Origin of the sequence: Paenibacillus aquistagni (assembly GCF_900177815.1) — a bacterium.
GTDB classification, from domain to species: domain Bacteria; phylum Bacillota; class Bacilli; order Paenibacillales; family Paenibacillaceae; genus Paenibacillus_B; species Paenibacillus_B aquistagni.
The window spans coordinates 320,932-341,951 of the sequence record NZ_FXAZ01000003.1 but is presented as its reverse complement, the minus strand read 5'-3'; the positions used below and the strand labels follow the sequence as shown (position 1 = coordinate 341,951).

17 protein-coding genes are annotated in these 21,020 nt (G+C 49.4%); 4 read left to right on the top strand and 13 right to left on the bottom strand.

Annotated elements, in window-relative coordinates:
• Positions 1 to 6: 6 nt before the first annotated feature.
• Positions 7 to 156, bottom strand: a complete 150-nt coding sequence (locus B9Y93_RS24570) for a hypothetical protein (protein ID WP_176228920.1) — start codon at positions 154 to 156, stop codon at positions 7 to 9.
• 150 nt (positions 157 to 306) lie between these two features.
• Between B9Y93_RS24570 and B9Y93_RS12975 the strand changes: the two genes are divergently transcribed.
• Entirely contained in the window at positions 307 to 525 is a 219-nt protein-coding gene (locus B9Y93_RS12975) for a phosphotransferase-like protein (RefSeq protein WP_342351863.1), read from the top strand.
• Positions 526 to 706: 181 nt separating this feature from the next.
• Here B9Y93_RS12975 and B9Y93_RS12970 read toward each other — a convergent pair whose 3' ends face one another.
• The 9 genes from B9Y93_RS12970 to B9Y93_RS12930 all read right to left on the bottom strand — a co-directional run bounded on the left by B9Y93_RS12970 (position 707) and on the right by B9Y93_RS12930 (position 12,173).
• Positions 707 to 2,872 (bottom strand): anthranilate synthase component I, encoded by a 2,166-nt coding sequence (locus tag B9Y93_RS12970; protein ID WP_085494837.1) that lies wholly within the window; start codon positions 2,870 to 2,872, stop codon positions 707 to 709.
• Between the two features lie 1,005 nt (positions 2,873 to 3,877).
• Positions 3,878 to 4,753 (bottom strand): UbiA-like polyprenyltransferase, encoded by an 876-nt coding sequence (locus B9Y93_RS12965; protein WP_085494836.1) that lies wholly within the window; start codon positions 4,751 to 4,753, stop codon positions 3,878 to 3,880.
• A 17-nt stretch (positions 4,754 to 4,770) separates the two neighbouring features.
• Entirely contained in the window at positions 4,771 to 6,072 is a 1,302-nt protein-coding gene (locus B9Y93_RS12960) for an aspartate aminotransferase family protein (RefSeq protein WP_085495144.1), read from the bottom strand.
• Positions 6,073 to 6,352: 280 nt separating this feature from the next.
• Entirely contained in the window at positions 6,353 to 8,332 is a 1,980-nt protein-coding gene (locus tag B9Y93_RS12955; protein ID WP_085494835.1) for a peptidase U32 family protein, read from the bottom strand.
• Between the two features lie 175 nt (positions 8,333 to 8,507).
• The gene (locus B9Y93_RS12950) at positions 8,508 to 9,299 is read right to left on the bottom strand and encodes an energy-coupling factor transporter transmembrane component T family protein (protein WP_085494834.1); all 792 of its coding nucleotides are present in this window, start codon (positions 9,297 to 9,299) and stop codon (positions 8,508 to 8,510) included.
• A 2-nt stretch (positions 9,300 to 9,301) separates the two neighbouring features.
• Entirely contained in the window at positions 9,302 to 10,414 is a 1,113-nt protein-coding gene (locus B9Y93_RS12945) for an ATP-binding cassette domain-containing protein (protein WP_244903394.1), read from the bottom strand.
• Positions 10,297 to 11,106 carry an energy-coupling factor transporter ATPase gene (locus tag B9Y93_RS12940; RefSeq protein WP_085494832.1) on the bottom strand — a complete coding sequence of 270 codons (810 nt, stop codon included), beginning with the start codon at positions 11,104 to 11,106 and terminating at the stop codon, positions 10,297 to 10,299. Before B9Y93_RS12940 ends, B9Y93_RS12945 begins: the two co-directional genes overlap by 118 nt.
• Positions 11,107 to 11,230: 124 nt before the next feature.
• Complete coding sequence (locus tag B9Y93_RS12935; protein WP_085494831.1) at positions 11,231 to 11,791, bottom strand: Gx transporter family protein; 561 nt, start codon at positions 11,789 to 11,791, stop codon at positions 11,231 to 11,233.
• Positions 11,775 to 12,173, bottom strand: coding sequence for a NusG domain II-containing protein (locus B9Y93_RS12930; protein WP_085494830.1), 399 nt, complete (start codon positions 12,171 to 12,173; stop codon positions 11,775 to 11,777). Before B9Y93_RS12930 ends, B9Y93_RS12935 begins: the two co-directional genes overlap by 17 nt.
• Before the next feature lie 257 nt (positions 12,174 to 12,430).
• Between B9Y93_RS12930 and B9Y93_RS12925 the strand changes: the two genes are divergently transcribed.
• Positions 12,431 to 13,513: an FAD:protein FMN transferase gene (locus B9Y93_RS12925; RefSeq protein WP_085494829.1), complete on the top strand. Its 1,083-nt coding sequence runs from the start codon at positions 12,431 to 12,433 to the stop codon at positions 13,511 to 13,513.
• 322 nt (positions 13,514 to 13,835) lie between these two features.
• Complete coding sequence (locus tag B9Y93_RS12920; RefSeq protein WP_085494828.1) at positions 13,836 to 14,486, top strand: TVP38/TMEM64 family protein; 651 nt, start codon at positions 13,836 to 13,838, stop codon at positions 14,484 to 14,486.
• Positions 14,487 to 14,616: 130 nt separating this feature from the next.
• On the opposite strand, the gene B9Y93_RS12915 is transcribed toward B9Y93_RS12920, so the two are convergent.
• From B9Y93_RS12915 to B9Y93_RS12905, 3 genes are all read right to left on the bottom strand, one after another.
• Entirely contained in the window at positions 14,617 to 15,930 is a 1,314-nt protein-coding gene (locus tag B9Y93_RS12915; RefSeq protein ID WP_085494827.1) for a deoxyguanosinetriphosphate triphosphohydrolase family protein, read from the bottom strand.
• Positions 15,931 to 16,281: 351 nt separating this feature from the next.
• Entirely contained in the window at positions 16,282 to 18,192 is a 1,911-nt protein-coding gene (locus B9Y93_RS12910) for a beta-N-acetylhexosaminidase (protein ID WP_085494826.1), read from the bottom strand.
• Positions 18,193 to 18,402: 210 nt separating this feature from the next.
• Complete coding sequence (locus B9Y93_RS12905; protein ID WP_085494825.1) at positions 18,403 to 19,302, bottom strand: DUF2268 domain-containing putative Zn-dependent protease; 900 nt, start codon at positions 19,300 to 19,302, stop codon at positions 18,403 to 18,405.
• 195 nt (positions 19,303 to 19,497) lie between these two features.
• Here B9Y93_RS12905 and B9Y93_RS12900 point away from each other — a divergent pair, with 195 nt between their 5' ends.
• Positions 19,498 to 20,961: a DHA2 family efflux MFS transporter permease subunit gene (locus tag B9Y93_RS12900; protein WP_244903406.1), complete on the top strand. Its 1,464-nt coding sequence runs from the start codon at positions 19,498 to 19,500 to the stop codon at positions 20,959 to 20,961.
• Positions 20,962 to 21,020 lie beyond the last annotated feature (59 nt).

Genomic DNA, 21,020 nt, shown 5'->3' with positions numbered 1-21,020 from the left:
TTCACTTCAAGCGCGCGGCAGCAAGAAGACGATAAGAAGCGTCCCTCTCCTCCAATGGCACCAAGCCGCCCCCATCCCCATAAGCCATGCTGCCAACGGACAGATGACCAAAGCGATCAAGGCAGGCGAAAGACTCGAAAAAAAATGATAGATCAAAACCATCCTCTCCTTTTCACACGGGAATCCTTGATCATAGATGATACAGGAAGGCTTGAATTAGGTATATGACCGATGGCTCATGTTCGATGATGAACCGACGATCAAAACGAAGCAATAAGGGGGTGAAGGCAGATGTAAAAAGGAAAAATCATTTTTCTAAACGGGGTAACCAGTTCAGGGAAGACCACCCTTGTTGAGGCTACCCAAGCAAGACCTAAGCCCTACTTTTATGTCGTGGCAAACGATTTGTTTGAGCAAATGATCAGTGAGCATTTTTTGCGCGACAACTATTGGGAGCATCTTAATGAAGTTGCTCCTGAGGAATGCGCAGATATCATTATTCAATCTGTATTTCACCATGGTTAGGGATAGGGGAGATTCCTGATCGTACTAAATATTCAATGAGAAGTGCTGCGTCTCATGGACTTTATCACCACAAACATAAAAAACTTACACTACACAACATACTTGGCACTGTGGATTTGAAAAAAAAGCTTCCTCAGCAGCCGTCATCTGACGTTGTGCTGAAGAAGCTATTGCGTATATGTTAGATCGAATTGATAACATTGCGAATGATCTGAATGCCAACATCATGGCTTGCGGACAGAATCGATTCGGGATGGAACTGTACGGCTGTAATCGGCAGCGTCTCGTGCCGGATTGCCATAACAACATCATCTTCAACGGTCGAAGCCGTTACCTTCAAGCTCTCTGGCACCGAGCTGGCATATAGGGAATGATAGCGGGAGATCTTAATCTCCTGCGCCAGTCCCTTCCAGAGCCCAGAATCCTCCATCAGCTCTATATTGGAGCTCTTGCCATGCATCGGATAGGATAAAGTCTCAAGACTGCCGCCAAAGTACTCTACGATACCTTGAAGCCCGAGACATACCCCGAATATTGGCAGCTTCTGATCGAGGCAGTGCGCAATCGTGTCCTTTAGTCCAAAGTCCTCCGGCCTTCCAGGGCCCGGGGACAGCACGACAAGATCATACCTGCCAGATTGAATCTGCTCTTTTGCTGATGAATAACGATACGTGACGACCTCGGCACCCGTCTGTCTAAAATAATTGCCTAATGTATGCACAAAGGAATCCTCATGATCGACTACCAGGATTCGCTTGCCGATACCATTCTGTGGGGAGGTTTTCTCAGACTGCTCTGTCTCCTTCCACCCTCGAATTGCCTTGACGAGCGCCGCCGCCTTCGTCAGCGTCTCCTGCTCTTCAAGCACAGGGTCTGAATCGATATGCAGCGTAGCCCCTACCTTGATCTCCGCAATGCCGTTCTTAATGCGAATCGTGCGAAGCGTAAGTCCCGTATTCAGGTGGCCGTCGAAGCCGTATACCCCTACGGCTCCACCATACCATTTGCGATCTGAGCTCTCATGATTCTCGATCCATTGAATCGCCGCACGCTTCGGTGCACCGGTTATCGTTACAGCCCACATATGCGTCATAAACGCATCCAAGGCATCGAAGGCAGGCTCCAAATAACCTTCAACATGGTCTACGGTATGAATGAGGTGGGAATACATCTCCAGCTGTCTGCGTCCGATCACTTGGACGGAGCCAGGCACACAGATGCGCGACTTGTCATTGCGATCAACGTCCGTGCACATCGTAAGTTCCGCTTCATCTTTTGTGGAATTAAGCAGCGTACGAATATTATCCGCATCTTCAATCGCATTCTTGCCGCGACGAATCGTGCCAGAGATCGGGCACGTCTCTACTCGGCTGCCCTCTACACGGACATACATCTCAGGGGAAGAACCTACTAGAATCTCTTCACCCAGATTCACAATAAAGCCATAAGGGCTTGGATTAAGCTTCTTCAGCCGCTTGAAGATCTGTGACGGGGCATCAACACAAGGCTCATACAAGGTCTGAGAAGGCACAACCTCAAACAAATTGCCCGCCTTAAATTCCTCAATAGCTTGCTGTACCAGCCCTGCATAATAACCATTTTGATATTCATAGGATAAGGGCTCTGTTCCAGCGTAAGCCTTAGCAGGCTCCAGATACGTCTTGGTTCTAGGCATGCCTCGCGTAGAATATTGGCCCTTCTCAAATTCATAGGACAACTTATAAGCACAAGACATCTGATGGTCAACAATTACAATCTCATCAGGAATATATAAAATTAAGTCTGACGCATCCTCTTCCCGCTGCTGACGGAAGTCAATCGCCTCAAGCTGAAAGACAAGGTCGTAGCCAAAAGCGCCATACAGCCCTAAGAAGGAGTCCTCCTCCGCATAAAACAGATTCTTAAGCGCTCTTAGCACCTGAAAGATAGAGGGCTGCGATGTTCTTTCTTCTTCTGTAAAGGTGCCCTTCGAGCGATGAATCGTGCCTTCGATGGTCGTCCCTTGCAGAAACACTTCTATAGAATCAAGCTCGACAAGCGCCTCCAGCAAGAGCGGAATCATAGCCTCGCCGCGAGCATTCAGTGCTTCCATGTAAAATCGATTGCCTACTGTTCGAAGTTGGATGGGGGGATGAACAAATCCCATGTCCCAGCGCGAATATCGGCCAGGGTACTCATAGGAACTGGAATAGAGGGCGCCGCGCGCAGAATCGATCTGCTCCAAAATGTCATTCACAGCCGCCACTTCATCAAGGGGCGTAATGACCCGAATGATCTCGACCTGCCCTTGCGTCGTATACGTCTGCTCATCAGGATGATACGTCAGTTGGGATAATATGCTTTTCATTTTTCGGACCTCCGTTTTTTGACAGAGGAGAACAGGGGATGTTTGCATCGTGAGGCACACAAATATAAATCTGGCTACGCTCTCCTGTCTCATCTCAGCTAATCTAAACTCATCTCGACTACTTTACATTCATGCTTGCAAACGATTATAGCACAGTTGTCTAGAGCAGAAAATACCAATGAAAGGATCTGATTAAATAGCCCGTTCTTCTGGCTGCCAACACAAGAACACATCTAAGGTACATAGTTGATATCAACTAAAGGTGTTTTGATTTGTCTTTCGCTATAGAGATCGTCCCATATCACAATGATCAATATTGAAATTTATACCAAATAATCCTATAATATTCTTTCAGAGAAAAAATGAAGGATGTTCTTAATCGAATCATACAGGCGCGCTACTATCGGTGAAGTATCATCAAGACATGATCTCCACTAAAAAAACATATATCTGGTTCTCTTGGAATCGACATTAAAGGAATTGGAAGTTTCTCTTTATCCGTTATTACTGAATACAATCCAGCGAGACAGACAGATGTCACCTTTTCAATATAATCTAGAGGGGGCTGAGTATTCTGCTTCTACTAATAGTATATTTACAAGTTATTATGATCTTTTTCTTGATATCTATAAATGGCAGGATACCCAAGAGGGATTTAGTTAAAGAAGCATTAGAAAGAGATGAACTCCTTCGTAAGGAAAGAGAAAGAAAAGAAAAAAACGATAATGAATAATGCAGCTAAACTGGGCACTTATAATGAATGTGTCTGGATTACGGGTACTTTTTATACACGGCAAGACAGGAGGCTAAGCTATTATTTAGCTTCTGGGAGTCCGTCTTGACTTGCTTAAATATGAATCGTAGAAAGCGAAAGAGCCTTAGAAGCGATTCTAAAGGCTCTTTCGTTTATTCTTGAAGCTCACTTTTCCTATGAGAAAAGATACCTCGTTAATAACGATTATTCAGAAGCTACACCCGTAATAATAGCCGTGCACAGCGGTTGTCCTATCCAAGCAGAAATTGATCCGCCAAGGTGAAAAACAAAATCGTCATGCTGATGACCTGATTCAAGTTATAGGACGCCAAATTCATTCGCTTGCGGCTTGAAGGCTTAATAATGTTGTGCTCAACGGCGAGCAGCATAATGGAAAGCAGGATGCCCGTTAGATACAGCCAGCCCAGGCCTTGAATAAAGTACAGCGCAAGGAGCAAGGCAACCATGATGCCATGCAGCGTTCTTGAGATCAAGAGCGCATCCTCAAAGCCGAACACGCGCGGTACGCTCCATAAGCCTGTGCTGCGATCGAATTCGATATCCTGCGTCGCGTAGATGATGTCAAAGCCGGCAATCCACAGCATGACAATCGTCCCGATGATGAACGGGGTGAACGCGAACTGCCCGGTTACGGCGAACCAGGCCCCGATTGGCGCTGAGGCAATCGTGAAGCCGAGATACAAGTGGCACAGCCATGTGAAGCGCTTCGTATACGAATAAGAGCATATAAGAACGATGGCGACAGGCGACAGCCATAGGCATAGCGGGTTCAGCATGCCTGCTGCCAGAATGAAGATCGCGAAGTTGACGATGACAAATACGTACACCTCTCGCGGCAGCAGCACCTTTCTTGGCATATGACGGTGCGCCGTACGCGGATTGGCAGCATCGAACTTCAGGTCCGCAATGCGGTTGAAAGCATTCGCGCCATTGCGTGCTGCGACCAGCGCAATTAAGGACCACAGCATGACGCGGGCCGACGGGATGCCGCCCGCTGCCCAGATCATCGAGATGATCGCGAAGGGCAACGAGAACAGCGTATGAGAGAACATGACCAGTTCTCCGAACATTTTTGTTTTGTGAACGACTTTGTTGATCATTTGCATACGGAATCCGACCTCATCTATTCACGATGTGATAACGTGCTAAGTACCTCATCCAAGGCGTTCAGCATCGCTTCAATATCTTCCCATGGCGTAATCATCGCAGGCTGGAAGGCAAGCACATTGCGGCTGACGCCATTTTTACCAATAATATAACCTCTATCCTTCATGTTCTCCAGGATGACATCCGTCCATTCGGCGCTCTCCTGATCGCTCGCGCCTTGAATCTGTGCACCGGCCATGAAGCCTTTGCCGCGCACATCCACGATAACTGGGTATTTCGCTTGAAGCGCCTTGAGTCCTGCTATCAGCTTGCCACCCATCTGCGCAGAACGCTCCACCAAGCCTTCCTGCTCAATATAATCCAGCACCGCAAGCGCTGTGGCTGCGGACACGGGGTTGCCACCAAAGGTAGAAGCCGATGGACGGTTCAAGCTCGCCGCAATCTCATCGGTGGTCGAGAAGGCCCCGATTGGAACGCCGTTGCCAAGCGCCTTCGCCATCGTCAGGATATCCGGCACAATGCCATAATGCTCGATGCCAAACATACGCCCTGTGCGGCCATAGCCGGTCTGAATCTCGTCTGCGATCAGCAGGATGCCATGCGCCTCAAGCATGGCCTTCAGCTCACGGAAGTACCAATCCGGCGGCACAATCATTCCGCCATTGCCTTGAATCGGTTCGACGATCATCGCTGCGAACGTGTCTCCCTTCTCAGCCAGCACAGCTGCAAGAGCATCAAGCGAGCGGCGCGCTGCTGATTCTAGATCGAGCGCTGGATCATACGGACGCGGGATGAATGTGGCAACATCTGAATCCAAGTAATCATCCGTACGCCACATCGGAATGCCCGTGACATTCATCGTCAAGAAGGTCCGGCCATGAAGGCCGTATTCCAGCGCCAAGAAGTTGCGGCGCTTCGTATGCATGCGAGCGACGAGCAGCGCTCCTTCATTAGCCTCCGAGCCGCTGTTGACGAAGAACGTGCGCTTCAGCTTCCCTGGGAGAATGCCGTTCGCGAGACGCTCAGCCAGTTCCACCATCGGCTGCGTCAAATAAATGGTGGACGTATGCTGAAGCTGCTGCAGCTGTTCAATCGTCTTCGATGTAATAGCTTCATTGCAGTGGCCGCAGGCCACCACCGATACGCCGGTGAAGAAGTCGACATACGACTTTCCTTCATGATCGTACAGCTTATGCATCTTGCCGCCTACAATTTGAGGCGGGTTCTTATAGAAGTTTGCCGTGCAGGGATAGCCATATTGCTTGCGCTTTGCCACAATGGCTTCTGGTCCAATGTACGCCTTGTTATTATCGGTCATCATGATTCACCTCTTCATGGTATCTGTCTTTTCTCCACTCGCAACATCTATGTCACGCCCGTGAAAAAGCGGCAGATGAATAAGCCTGCCGCTCTGTTTCCTTGAATGCTCTATCTAAGCTGTCGACGCCATAGTTGATGGGTACGAGCTATGCAGTATGAGAACCTAACCTCGATTCAAGCAGCAAGTAGAGATGAAGCAGCTAACATCCAACATTGCTTCATGCTGCTAACCTTCTTTTATCATAACAAATCTAATGAATCGAATCGCGTGTTCTTTCCTAAACCTGTGTCAGCTCAAGCTGAAGGGCATGGCCGAACTGAAGCGCGCCAAGGGTATATCCGGCATAGAGCGGCTTCATGTCTTCAAACAACTTGTCACACTGTTCCAAGTTCTCCGCAGCCTGACGGTACAAGCGAACGATCATGCGAAGCTCTTCTGTCGCATAGGTTTTTCCTTCAATACGGAAGTGGTTGACACCCGCAGCATGAAGCTCCTTCAGGAACGGCATGAAGCACAGCTCCTTGGCAAGCGCCAAGTGATTGCGTCCTGTCGCATCGCGGTACACCGGGTTCTCGCCCTTGTCTGTCAGCAGCACAAGGTGGCGATTGTCGACATACTGATTGTCTTCCTTCGCAATCGGCTCCAGTTCTCTCGCATTCGCATACAGATCATGCTCCAGATACATAACGATTGGCGACCCATGTACGATCATCTCCACGGGAAGCTCTGAATGCTGAAGCAGCTTCGTCAGATCTTGAAGCGGAAGCTCAAGCGACGGAAGCATGCGGCTGATGCCAAAATGGTTTTTATAGAAAGAAGCGGAGAGATGATTATAAATATTCAGATTGAAATCAGCGATCATCGGCAGATCGAATGGGCGGAACTTATGCATAGCTCCGATATTCGATACCAGCAAGCCGTCAAGCCCATAGTTATGATGCTTCTTGCCCTCTGTCAAGAAGTGATGATACTGCTCCATGTGCAGCTCATTCATCATTCGAGGCATGCCAAGAATAATGTTGGCCTTGCCTTTTTCAGACGTCAGCATCTCAATATCTTGTCGGCCAAATGGACGATCCGGCTGGAATACGTCACCCGTCAGGTAGATCGTGCTTGCGCCTTCTTCAAGAGCCGCTCGCGCCTGTTCTATATTATTGACATGCACTGTAATCTCAGGCACTGATGCTGCTGGCTCCTTACGCTTCGCTTGCTGAAGCGATTCCTTCACCTGCAGGACACGCTCTTCCTTCAGCTCGCGCTCAGCCGTGGGTGTACTGAACACCTTGCCTGTGCTGTAGAATTTGCCTGTTCCTTCATAACGGCGATTGATGAAATCAAGCCCAGGCTTGCCAAATGCATAAGCGGTTGTAAAATCACGCTTGCGATTCTCATACAGGGTATCGCTGCCTTCCTCTCGATTATAGCTGAGCGGATCTGCAAGATAACGATCAATGGCCTCGCCGTAGGCATTCACAACCATGAGCAGGAATTCGGTATCTCTCATTCTGCCTTCGATTTTGAAGGAGGTGATGCCTGACTTAATCAATTCCGGGATATGCTCGTACATATTCATGTCCTTAGCAGCGAGCGGATATTCGGTTGGATAGACGTTGCCATCCTTCTTCACACGATAATCCCAGCGGCACGGCTTCATGCAGCGGCCGCGGTTCGCGCTGTTCCCAAACAGCATCGAGCTGTACAGGCAGTTGGCTCCGTGCACCGTACACATATCACCATGAACAAAATACTCAAACTCCATGCCGCTCTTCGCCTGCAGAATCTCAGCTGTCTTCAGATCCATCTCTCGGGAAGCGACGACACGGGTTACTCCCATTGCCTTCACGGCCTCAATCATCTCTAGATTGTGCACGTTCATCATGACTGAGGAATGAACCGGGATATTCTTATAATTCATCTCTTGAATCAATGGGAATACAGCGAGATCCTGCGCGATAATCGCATCAGGGCCAACCTCGTTTAAGAAGGCGAAGTAACGCTTGGCTTCCTCCAAGTCCTCTTCATTCAGCAAGTTGTTCACTGTAATATAGGCACGCTTGCCTCTGTCATGAGCCATTTGGACCGCTTCCTTGACTTCCTCATAGCTTAAGTTATAGCCTTTGCGCATCATGCGCATGTTCAGCGATGGGCCTCCAAAGTACACCGCATCGCAATTGGCGTCAATGACTTCTTTAAAAATGTCGAACGTACCGGCCGGCGCAAGCAGTTCCACTTCTTTTCCATTAAAATATCGAGCCACAGTCCGTTCCCCCTACTCCGTTAAAAATTAATATATTCAATTGTAACATATTTCACAATATTTGTGATCATATTCACAAAATGTTTGAACTCTCCTCGTATGCAGATATCTTGGCAGGATATCCTAATACGCAGGCGAGTCCAATAGCATTAATTTTAACAAATTGGGCGAACATCTAAAGGACAATCATCACAGACAGCATAATGACAAAGAGCAATAGGAACAGCGTATCCGCCGCTCTCCACGTCAAAGTGCGAAGCGAGGTGCGAGGTGCATCAAGCACATAGCCTCTTGCCTCCATCGCCATCACAAGCTCCTCTGCCCGGCGAAAGGCGCCGACGGTTACGGGAACCATTAGCGTGAGCACCATCTTCGCCTTATCCATCAGCTTCAAGTCCTGATAATCGGCACCGCGTGAAGCCTGTGCCTTCAGAAGCTTCTCCGCCTCCTGAAAGATTGTAGGGATGAAGCGCAGCGAGATCGTGATCATCATCGTCCAAGACTGCGCGGACACGCCTACGATGGACAGCGGCTTCAGTGCAGACTCCAAGCCCAAATTAAGCGCGATCGGCGTCGTCGTGAAGGTTAGGATTGAAGTGAAGGAGATCAAGAGAAACATGCGCCAGGCCGCGAACAAGCCGAGCAGAACCCCTTCGCTCGTAATGCGAAAGCTTCCCCATTGAAGCCATATGTCTCCACCGTGCTCGAATAATGTATAGAAAATAAACATGAACGCCATCAGCGGCCATAACGGCTTCGCTGCACGAATATATCGCGTAAATGGAATACGGGAGGAGAGCAGCACCACGACAGCAAATGCAGTCAAGATGCTTAATTCAAGTCCACGCGAGGCCAAGATGACGGCGACCAAGAACAGCACCATCGCGCCAAGCTTCGCTCGCGGATCAAGCCGATGAATCCATGAATCGCCTTCAACATAGCGTCCCATGATCATTCGTGTCTGCATGCTCACCCCTCCTCACCTGTTCCTGCAGGCCTCAGCTCGCCAGCCTGTTCTTCTTCCGCGATAGGTTCATGCGCTGCGGGCTGGCCAAGCGCTGTCCTGTTGTCATCATCAGGATCAGATGCATGAGCAGGCTGTCCGCTCTGTCCGCTTGCCAATCCGCTGTGATTCATCAGCCACTCCGCCCAGTCATCAAGCTCACAAGGCATCTCTGCAACGGGCAGCCCTGTTCTTCTGCTCGCTTCTAGAGCCAAGGTCATCATCTGCGGCTCCACAATACCTGCTTCAGCCAATCGCTCGGGCGACTCCAGCAGCTCTTGCCGCGTACCTGTGAAGGTGATGGTCCCCTCCTTCATCAGAACAAAGCGGTCTGCCGCGCAAAATACTTCGTCCAAGCGATGGGTGACCATTACAACCGTCCGCCCCTCCTTGCGCCGCAGCTCTTGCAATAATTCGATCAGCTCATGGCGGCTTACGGGATCAAGCGTCGCCGTCGGCTCATCGAGCACGATCAGCTCCGGCTCTGACGCCAGTACGGTCGCAATCGCTACCTTGCGAATCTGTCCGCCTGACAGCTCAAAGGGGCTGCGCTCTAGAAGCTCCCGTGACAAGCCAACTTCGGCCAATGCCTTGCTGGCAGCCTCGCGCGCGGCTTCCTTGCTCTTGCCGAATTGGATTGGACCAAACATCAGATCCTTCTCCACCGTTTCCTCGAACAGCTGCTGCTCCGGGAATTGAAAGACAAGCCCCACTCTGCTTCGCAGCTCCTTCAGCCCCTTTTTCTTCTGTCCAGCTTGGAAGGTCACGTCCAATACCTGTATTTCCCCTTCCGAAGGCTGGTAAATGCCGTTGAAGTGCTGAAGCAGCGTTGATTTGCCTGATCCTGTTGAGCCAAGCACCGCATAGAACAAGCCCTGCTCAAGCTCCAGGTTCACCCCATGAAGCGCAAAGGCTCTGCTGCTATCCTCATCACGATACCGATAGCCCAGCTGTCTGCACGTTACGATGGCCATATCGCGTTCACCAACTCTCTCTCGTCCTGCACAGGCGCAATGCGGCAGCCCTTCTTCTTCATGGCCATGGATAATGCCAGCGCGAAAGGAGGCATCAGCTTGCATTCATACGCTAGCTCCTCCTGCTCGAACAGCTCAAGCGGCGTCATATCGGCAGCCACTTGGCCATTCTTAATCACAATAGCTCGCTCTGAGGCTAGAATCTCCTCAGCATCATGGGTAACGGACAGAATCGTCATATTCCGGTTCTGATGAAGCTCCTTCAGCTGCTCCATCATTGCCTGCTTCGAGCGCTCATCAAGCATGGAGGTCGCCTCGTCCCAGATCATGATGTCAGGCTGAAGCACCAGCAAGCCAGCAATCGCCACCCGCTGCTTCTGTCCTCCAGACAGTGAGGCCGGATGCCGGTCAAGCCAGTCCGCAATCTGAAGCTCCACTGCGACCTCTTGAATGCGATCCAGCATCTCTTCCCTAGGAATCGCACGATTCTCTAGTCCAAATGCGATATCATCCCTCACGGTCGTGGCAATGAACTGATTATCCGGATTCTGAAACAAGTAGCCGACCTTCTTTCTCACCTCATCGACATGCTCTCTTGTTACCGGGAGGCCATCCACCTGAATCTGCCCAGCCGCAGGAGACAAGAGGCCGTTTATCAGCTTTGCCAGCGTGGATTTCCCTGCGCCATTCGGACCTACGATCGATACCCACTGTCCTTTTTCGATATGTAAAGATAGATTCTCGAACAATGCCTCTCGCTTCGGATAATGAAAGGCGATCTGTTCCATCCGAATCATAAGGAATCCCCCTCAAGACGAATGATCAACTAAAACATCAGCATAAACAAGCAGAAACGCCCGAAGCGTCCCAAAGAACGATTGGCGTTTCCCCAAGGTTGATTATATATGAAAGACGAGTCAATTAATACGTTTCTGGCACAAAGGGCTCGAACAAAGACTGCTTGGACAAGGCTTGAACCACATATTTGACCGCGATGCCGATAAACACACCGGTAACCACACCTAAAAGCATAAGCGGCGGAAGATAATAAAAGATCTTGCTTGTCTTAAATACCATCACCGCTGCCGTGAGCTGTCCAGCGTTATGCGCTACACCACCGACAACACTGATCCCAATGAGGCTTATTCTGCCCCGACCAATCTTCATTAACCCATACATCACCACAAAACTGAATACAGCACCTAAGAAGCTGAACAGAAAAGCCGAGAAAGTCCCTAGAATCAAGGAGGTAATCACGGTCTTGAGAATAATTAAAGCAAAGGCATCACGGCCGCGTAAAAAGTAAAGGCAGGTGAGCACCATAACATTGGCAAGGCCAAGCTTCGCTCCAGGCACAGCAAAGGGCAATGGAATAAACGATTCAATTATGCCCAGCACAACAGCAACCGCGCTAAATATCGCAATAATGACTGTCTTCTTGAGGCGAAGGGAGGAATCCGTTAGATTATCCGACGACGGCATCAAGATCGCCCTCCTCTCCGGTAGGGCTTACAATCTCGACTAATACCCGGTGCGGCAGGCATACGATCGTATCTCCATTCCGATTCACAAAGCCAAAGGTTAAACATACTTTGTCAGGGCAATCCGCATCAATCATCTCAATGCCATGATCATGCACCTTCAGCAGGTTATAATGACCGTCAGCTGTCGTAATCTTGATCTCCTGCTCTTTATCCGTCAGCTCCACAGACTTGTAATGCTCGCCATTGACGGTAATTACAGCGACGAGGTTTTCACCATTGTGCAAATTTTCACTTGAATTTTGGAACAGCCATTTCGGAACCATAAACGCTAGTGCAGCGACAATTACGACGCCAATCAGGATGATATCTCCACGCTTCATAGGGTTTGACTCCTTGCATTAAAAATAAATAGGAAACTTTTTAACTATTGCCTTTGCCATTATACAACTTTGTGAACATTGGTTCAATCATAGCAGCGAAGTTAACGTGTCATTACCGTGAACAATGTACCCATTTCCTTACAATTATGACTCAAACATGATTCGTTTCCTTTCCATCTTGATCAGAAGGCTGATATAATTATATGCTTGTAGCAATAATAAGGGAAATGATATCTATTTTTTACGGAGGAACAGCTATGAAGCATCCACGCAAGCATTCGATACCGCGAGTCAGCACTGCTCTTATTGTGGCAATTTCCATAGTGCTTCTATTCAGCGGATGCGCGAACAAATCAGAAACAAAAGATACTGCGTCCAAACCATCTAATATCAAGCAGCAGTCTTATTTCATTTTTGATACTATTGTCACGGTAAAAATATACGACGCTAAAGCATCAGACCAAGACTTTGAGCAGATTAAAGGCTTGATGGAAACGATCGATAACCAAATGAGCCGCACCAAAGAAGGCAGCGAGCTGTACAATCTGAACCAGCATGCCGGCAAAGGCCCATTTAAAGTATCGGAAGAAGTGTTTCAGGTTATTGAAACCGCGCTTGATTATGCCGAGAAGACTAACGGACGCTTCGAGCCTACGATCGGCCCGCTCGTTGATCTATGGAATATCGGACATGAGAATGCCAAGGTTCCGAAGCAAGCGGACATTGATGAGAAGCTGAAGCTGGTTGATTATAAAAAGGTGAAGCTCGACAAGGAGAATCTGACCGTTGAGCTGGAGCAGCCCGGCATGGTCGTTGACTTAGGCAGCATAGGCAAAGGATATGCGGCGGACGTCATCGCCAAGTATATTCGTGATCAGGGCTATACCAGCGCCATCATCGACCTTGGCGGCAATATTTTTGCCGTTGGCGAGAAGCCAGGCGGTCTGGACTGGACCATTGGCGTGCAGGATCCTGATGAGACCCGGGGCAATCAGATCGGACAAGCCAAGGTCAAGGATAGAACGATCGTAACGTCCGGCGTATATGAGCGATACTTTGTCGAGAACGGCAAGCATTATCATCATATTCTCGATCCAAAAACGGGGTACCCTGTTGAGAATAAACTGAACAGTGTAACGATCGTTACAGAGAAATCAACCGATGCCGATGCTTTGTCCACCTCCCTCTTCTCCTTGGGACTGGAGGAGGGACTCCGGTTTATCGAGACGAAGCCTGAAGCAGAAGCCATCTTCATTACGACGGACCATAAAGTATACACAAGCTCTGGCATTCAAAAATATTTTGATCTGACCAACGAACATTATCAGTTCGCTGAGTAAGGATCGTAAGCACCGCCCGCAGCCTGCTAGCTCTGCTTTTCAAGAGAGGCATGTGCCTGTGGGCTTTTTTATATACTCAAAAAAAATCAGACTGTTAGCCCTTTGCAGATTGTAGACTATGATCGGGGACCATGGTGATGACTTGATGATGATGATTAGACCATGATACCTAATCCACCGCTATGTCGCACAAAATATGGCAAGGCTGTGAAGTGCCAATAACCTCCTGATCCTTGAGAGCCATTTTCATTTACGCTAGCTTACAAGCTATTGTATACTTAAGTGGCATCATCAACATCGAACAAAAGGATGGAATAGTGCCTTGAACCTAACGGAACTGATTTCCCTTATCACGGATGGCAGATGGCTGGACCTGCTGGAGCAGTACCGTTCACTCGGTCCCTTGCCCGGCATCCTGTTAACCTTTATGAAATCATTTGTCCCACCACTGCCTACGCTTGTACTGGTTGGCGGCAACGCTGCCGTATATGGCTTTTGGTTGGGATGCTTATACTCTTGGATCGGGCTCATCAGCGGCTGCATGCTGACTTTCCTTGCCATACGCAAGCTGGCCAGCTCCGCTTATGTGAAGCGCTGGTCCAACCGTCCCAAAGTAAAGCGCAGCCTCACTTGGGCGCGGCGCAATGCGTTCAGCTTTGTCTTTTTGCTCAGCATCCTCCCCGTTGGCCCCTTTGTCATGGTCAATATGGCGGCTGGTGCCGTGCAGATGTCGGTACGCTCTTTCTTCATAGCAGCAGGCATGGGCAAAGCGCTGATGGTCCTGATAGTATCTTATATAGGATATGATCTGACCCGCTTCGTAGAGCGACCTATTGAGCTTGTCTACGTTGTGCTGCTCATAGCAGCTTCGCTGTGGCTCAGCAAATGGCTGGAGAAGCGATTCACGCAAGATGAAGAGCAGCTTGAGCTTGAGGACCTTCCTGCGGGCAAGCAGATCAACGCAGACCTTTAAGAGCAAGCAAGAGAAGCTCCCTTATTAGAAAAGCGGAACGAGAAGGCACCTCTTCTACGTTCCGCTTTGTTCGTTTGCATCGTCATTTCAACCGAATACTCTCTCAAACTCATGCATGTTTCAACATCCCCTAATCCATTCCATAAATCGAGCCCGACTGGCTTCCATACAGCTCTCCATACACCTTCTCAGCATAAGCATCCGTCATGCCGGAGATGTAATCCGCAACGAATCTTGCCCAGCTCCAATGACGCTTATGATGCTCATAATTCTCCATCCAATCCGGAGGTATAATCAGCTTGCCGTACTCAGGCTGAATAAAGCTGTCCCACAGCCGCTCAATCATTATCTCGCTTCGCATCTGCAGGCGCTGCACGCGAAAATCCTTGATCAGCGTGACCCAAGCCAGCTTCTTCAGTACCTCCATCGTGCGAAGGAGCTCAATGTCCTGCTTGCCATCACGAACGAAGGTCACCTTCTTCCACCCCGTTGCCGGATCATCCATGATGCCGATTTGCATTGCAAACAGGCTGACGGACCTTGCCTTCATCTCTCTTCTAGCGCGAGAGGCCTCTTGGGCGCTGGCCCGATATACTTCTTCCCACTGCTCAAGGTACTGCTCGAACACCTTTATGACTTTGGCGCGGATGTCAATCCGATCCCAATGAAGCGCGGAGTTGCCGTCATCGCATACGATCTCCTGCACCACATGATCAATTAAGCGGGGATCTTCAAAGAAGGTTGGATTCATCTGAATCTTGCCTGCCCGAATGCCGTCTTCAATATCATGGGTCGAATAAGCGATATCGTCGCATAAATCCATAAGCTGCGCTTCCAGCGTTGGAGCCTCCTTCGGCATCCCCCACTTCTCACGAAGCTCTTCAATCGCTCCCCACTCAGAAGCATATACGCCCTTTAAGCGCCCCGGCTCTTCGAGATTAAAAGGATATTTATTAATCGCAAGCAGAACTGCTGCGGTTAGATCCAAGCCATTGCCGCTCTCTGCGCGCTTCTCCAAAAACATCAGGATGCGGAAGTTCTGCGCATTCCCCTCGTATTGCAGGCCATACTGCTCGCTGAGAAGACGATTCAGCACTTCTTCCCCTCGGTGGCCAAATGGCGGGTGGCCCAAGTCATGAGCCAACGCAGCACACTCTACAACTGCTGCCTCCATCATAAGACCAGGATGCTCAGCCTTCATGAGGAAAGGATACTGCTTGGAAAGCTTTCTTGCTACTTCTCTTGCGATCTGTGATACCTCTATCGAGTGCGTCAGGCGAGTACGATAATAGTCCCCCGAGCCCGCTCCGAACACCTGTGACTTTCCTTGAAGCCTGCGGAAGGCGGGTGATTGAATAAGCCTTGCATAATCGCGCTCTACTTCATCGCGTTCCTCGCTATAGGTGCTGGAGGATTCATTCAGCCTAAGTTTACGAAGTTCCATTGTGATTCCCCCTCATTAACCATCGTTCCGTTCAACAAACTCGATCCACTATTGATGTACCCTTAATTATAGGTACTCATACCTGACATGGAAAGGGGAGAACCACCCAAGCCATTCGATCAACGTTACGCTGATATCACGGTATATGTAAGGATCCCATATAACCCATGCCAACACAGGGTGTACATATGTCGCTGTACCATCGTATTAATGCTAACTATTGCCTATTCAGCGTTCAATGTTGGTCTCCGCAGCCTTTCGCAGCAGATTCATACGTCTGTATAGAAAAAGACCATCACCTGCGCATGGAACTGATCCCATAGCAAATGATGGCCTTTATTACAGAAGTCGTTAGATCAGCGACAGGCCAGAAGCCGTTACGATGCGATGATAGAAGTGGCCTTGGCCGACAACATCAGTCTCAGGCGGCGATTGGAATAGGAACGGCAGGCGCTCTGCTTCAAGCTCTTCCATGCGCTCAATTTGTCCTTCCACCCAGTCCGTTAAGCGATCTTCAGCCGACTGCAGGCGGGCAAGCACACCGCCATAGCGAATGTCCATCACTTCCCAGCCGAATGGCTTGTTTGTCGTCATCCAGAGCTTGCGATGCGCCTTGCGCGCTCTGTCCACAAGCTCCCGCACATGAGGAATTAGGGTTGTCGCCAACTCCTCCATCGCCTCTTTGTCCTTCGACTGATATGCCTGTGTCACTTGGAGGCCAAGCGTCGTTTTCTTCGCCAGCACAGCGGACAGCTTCACATACAAGTCGAATATTAGCCTGTGATCGCCCGTCGCCTGCTCATAAGCATCCTGCAAACGCACCGCCATCTTGGCATAGTGTTCAGCGAGCTGCTCGCCAAGCTTCCCCTCCACATGCTTGTCGTACAAGCCGATCATCGTATCCTGCCAGAGCAGGAACTTCGAGGAGTTGGAGCTGTGCATGTTGTCCTTCGTTACGCCAGGCGTCTCATCCATATAAGTGAGCTCCCAATAATCATCGAACGATTGTCCTGTACAAGTCGCAAAGCGTGCCTTGATCCGCTCCTGATCCACCTCACCCGCCGTATAGCCATGCTCAGCAAACAGCTGCAGGCCAGGAAGCATCGTCAGATGATTCGTCTCTTGGCCGTTATCTCCCCATGCCGTTGCAAATACTTCACGAAGGCCATGCTTCTTGCAGGCCATAAGAGCGGGGTTCGTATTGTGCCACGTCTTGCCGTAGTTCGGGCTCATGATTCCCCATATCCATACGCCGCCAGCAAAGATCGGATCAGAACCGAGCTTCTGATGGCGCTCAATATTGATCTCATACGAACGCTGCTCCGTTGCATAATAATCCCAATACACAAAGTCGACGCCCTTTGGAATCTGGGCAACCGCATCCGCTGAGATGCCGTCTCCTTCGATCTCTTGACCGTCTGTGCCCTCCTTCAGGAGATGGAAGTACATATCACTCCACATCATCGGCTTCATGCCGTAGCGATCCGTAATTTCCAGCACACGGCCAAGATGCTCGTTCATGATGTCAAAGCGATGACGGAATCCATTTTTGATCAGATATCGGCCAAGACCCAAAGCGAAGGCTTCATCCATCCCGATATGAATGCGCTTCGTACGAAGCGATTCAGCTGCTACTTTTACCATCTGCTCAATCAATACATACGTATCTTCATAGCCTACGAGCAGGATGTCTTCCGCATCGCGAAGCTCCATCATCGGGTCCCACTTCAGCGCATGCGCCAGATGTCCAAGCGTCTGAATGCAGGCTACGACCTCAATGCCGAATTGCTGCGCATAATCATCAATCTCGCGCAGTTCCTCTTGGGTATAACGCCCTCTCATATATCCAAAATAAGGCCGTTCCTTGATCTCATACGTATCTTCGGTATACAGCATGAAGCCATTCAAGCCCATGAGCGCCATCGCACGAAGCATCTGCTTCACAAGGCTCATATTCGGCACTGCATTGCGCGAAGCATCAATCATCGTTCCGTTATAGCTGAATTGAGGCGTCTCCGTTATCGTTCCTTCTTTGTCTTCACGAATCTGCTCCAGCAACAGGCCTAGTGCACGGAAGAAATGGATCGGTTCCTCATAGCGGATGGCACCCCGCCCCTCCTGCCACGTTACTTGAATATCTCCTGCTGCCTGCTCGACAGTCACTGACACACCGCTGAGGTCAATCTCAATTCCAAGCTGTCCCTGCAGCTCGTGAAGCCCAGACAACAAGCCATCTATATCACCTTGAAAATGAATCTTCATGTTGGTCCCTCCTTAGAAGTAAAGCGCTTACGTTAAATGGATAACCTTAGTTTATCACATTCGCCTCTTTTCTTTGTGCATAATAGTTCACAAATGTAGGATTATCGTTCACGTGAGACGATAATATTTTACATATGCAGGCATCATTTTGGTCATTTCCATGTAAAAAGCACACCCATCCATCACGATAGGAGGTGTGCTCTTTGTAATCTAAGATAATGGGCTGCCTGCGATGATTTCCGCTGCTGTCAAACGTGTTGCATCGTATATCGAGGCTCCCGTCTTTTTCAAGAAGGCCTGCACGAGATGATAGCCAACGGCATAGCCCGCACCAAATGACAAGCCTACAGGATGATACCCCTGTTCCTTTGCGACCTCATCTCCATACATATAGCTGCATACCTCAGCGAACCCTCTGACATTCAACGCTTGGCGGATAACCTCAATCGAGTACGACAGCTCTTCTTCATCAAACGAGGCAATCCAAGGGCCTGACATTTCCTCACCGTAGAGGGCGCTTGCAAAAGAGTCCGCAAGTCCTTCAATAACCATGTACTCTCCAAGCGATACATTGCCGTGATCCCAATCAAAATATGAAAAACGGATATTATGATGAAATTCGTGAGCAATAATAGATGGAATTCTCGGAATATTGTTCTCATTTGGATAAATAATGAGCTGGATGTATCCGGGTATCCCCCCGAAGCCTGAATAACCATTCGTATAGGCTAGCTTCACGGGATCTGCCAGAAAGGCGCCAAACACCAAGCGGTCTGCCTTCACCTCAAGGCCTGCTTGTCCCATGCACGCGATGCAATGATGGAGCGTTCGCTCTGCTACCTGATGAATATCAATTTCCTTTAATCTCTCTATGCCTGCCATACCAATGTTTGTTGATCGAAGATCCAGGTATCCTAACATGCTGGCAGCCATCACCACGTCATATCCACCTGGTTTAGCAGCTGTCATCGGGACTTGAATGGTGCTCCACATAGACTCAAACGGACGCATCATCGTGTATCGAAAAAAGTTTTCCCTTTTTTCATCCGTATCAGCCAAAGCAAATAAAGCTTCATAATCATTGCATGTGTTCACAATATGCACATTCACTTCCTCCACCTCCTATGTCCTCAAAGATAAACCATCACGTTACGTTAGGATCAAGAGGCAAACGCTTTTACAAAAACAAAAGTGAAGGTTTGACATTTTATGGCATGATATGGTTCTATAAAAAAGTCAGCACGCTATACTACGTAAAGGAAATGCCAATAAAACCAAATGGAGGATGGAGAAGTGGAAGGGACAGTGAATGCAAGCCATACCCACCCCTTAGATGAGGGACCGAAGTATAAACCTCTGCCTATTTTGATTTCTCTCTTGATCAGCGGGTTTATCGGCATGTTCAGCGAGACGGCGCTTAATATCGCCATCAGCGATCTGCTCGTTGTGCTTCAGATTACCCCAGCAACCGCCCAATGGCTGACGACAGGCTTTCTGCTCACCTTGGGCATATTGGTTCCGATATCCGGACTTATTTTACAATGGTTTACGACACGCCAGCTGTTTGTCGCCTCGCTTGCCTTTTCCATCTTAGGGACTCTAACTGCGGCTCTAGCAGGAAGCTTCGAGGTGCTGATGGTCGCACGTGTGCTGCAAGCAATCGGCACAGGGCTCATGATTCCGCTCATGTTCAATACGATCCTGATTATTTTCCCGCCTGAAAAGCGCGGCGCGGCGATGGGCGTCATCGGCCTTGTCATGATGTTTGCCCCTGCGATCGGGCCGACCTTGGCCGGACTGCTGATTGAACATTTGTCGTGGCACTGGATCTTCTGGATCTCGCTGCCCTGCTTAGTTTTTGGCTTAGTCTTCGGTATACTGTTTATGAAAAATGTATCTGTAATCACGAAACCGCCTATCGATGTATATTCCATCATCCTCTCAACCATCGGCTTTGGCGGTCTGGTATTTGGCTTTAGTAAAGCCGGGGAGGAACACACGGACTGGGGAAGCTCCATTGTTGTGTTCTCACTTGTGATCGGAGCGGCAGCGCTGTTCTTATTCGTGCTTCGACAATTAAGCATGAAGAAGCCAATGATGAACTTAAGCGTGTTTAAATACCCGATGTTTGTGGTCGGTCTAGTGATGATTCTGCTGTGCATGATGATTATCCTGTCTACCATGCTTATTCTGCCGCTGTATTTGCAGAATGGCCGAGGGCTCACTCCGCTAGAAGCAGGACTGGTGCTGCTTCCGGGCGGTGTTCTGAACGGCTTGATGTCCCCGATTATGGGCTCCCTGTTCGATAAATATGGACCGAAGTGGCTCGTCATTCCAGGACTCATCATCGCTGCTGTTGTACTGTGGTTCTTCTCAGGCGTGACCACGGCTTCATCGCTCGCCTTGCTCATCGTGCTTCATTCGAGCTTGTTCATCGGCATCTCCATGATTATGATGCCTGCCCAAACGAACGGCTTGAACCAACTGCCAAGCGAGCTGTATCCGGACGGCACCGCTGTGATGAATACGCTCCAACAGGTTGCAGGGGCAGTCGGCACCGCAGTAGCGGTCAGCATTCTTTCGAACGGAATGACGGATTATATGCGTACTTCTGTTAATCCGCTGGACCCGCTAGAAGCGATTAAAGCATTTACATTTGGTGCGCAGCACTCCTTCTTGTTTGGCATGGCAATTGCGATTATCGGGCTTATGACGGCCTTCTTTATTCGCAGAGTGCGTGTTGACAAACAAGCTATGCAGCAGCTCTAACTGAAAGAATAGGTGGCTCTGCATGGCAGCATGCAGAGCCTTTTTCTTGCGGGCACATA

Excerpts from the sequence above, each read along its gene's own strand:
- B9Y93_RS12970 (WP_085494837.1), bottom strand. The coding sequence starts at position 2,872 with ATGAAAAGCATATTATCCCAACTGACGTATCATCCTGATGAGCAGACG.
- B9Y93_RS12965 (WP_085494836.1), bottom strand. The coding sequence starts at position 4,753 with ATGCAAATGATCAACAAAGTCGTTCACAAAACAAAAATGTTCGGAGAA.
- B9Y93_RS12960 (WP_085495144.1), bottom strand. The coding sequence starts at position 6,072 with ATGACCGATAATAACAAGGCGTACATTGGACCAGAAGCCATTGTGGCA.
- B9Y93_RS12950 (WP_085494834.1), bottom strand. The coding sequence starts at position 9,299 with ATGCAGACACGAATGATCATGGGACGCTATGTTGAAGGCGATTCATGG.
- B9Y93_RS12945 (WP_244903394.1), bottom strand. The coding sequence starts at position 10,414 with ATGCAAGCTGATGCCTCCTTTCGCGCTGGCATTATCCATGGCCATGAA.
- B9Y93_RS12940 (WP_085494832.1), bottom strand. The coding sequence starts at position 11,106 with ATGATTCGGATGGAACAGATCGCCTTTCATTATCCGAAGCGAGAGGCA.
- B9Y93_RS12935 (WP_085494831.1), bottom strand. The coding sequence starts at position 11,791 with ATGCCGTCGTCGGATAATCTAACGGATTCCTCCCTTCGCCTCAAGAAG.
- B9Y93_RS12930 (WP_085494830.1), bottom strand. The coding sequence starts at position 12,173 with ATGAAGCGTGGAGATATCATCCTGATTGGCGTCGTAATTGTCGCTGCA.
- B9Y93_RS12925 (WP_085494829.1), top strand. The coding sequence starts at position 12,431 with ATGAAGCATCCACGCAAGCATTCGATACCGCGAGTCAGCACTGCTCTT.
- B9Y93_RS12915 (WP_085494827.1), bottom strand. The coding sequence starts at position 15,930 with ATGGAACTTCGTAAACTTAGGCTGAATGAATCCTCCAGCACCTATAGC.
- B9Y93_RS12910 (WP_085494826.1), bottom strand. The coding sequence starts at position 18,192 with ATGAAGATTCATTTTCAAGGTGATATAGATGGCTTGTTGTCTGGGCTT.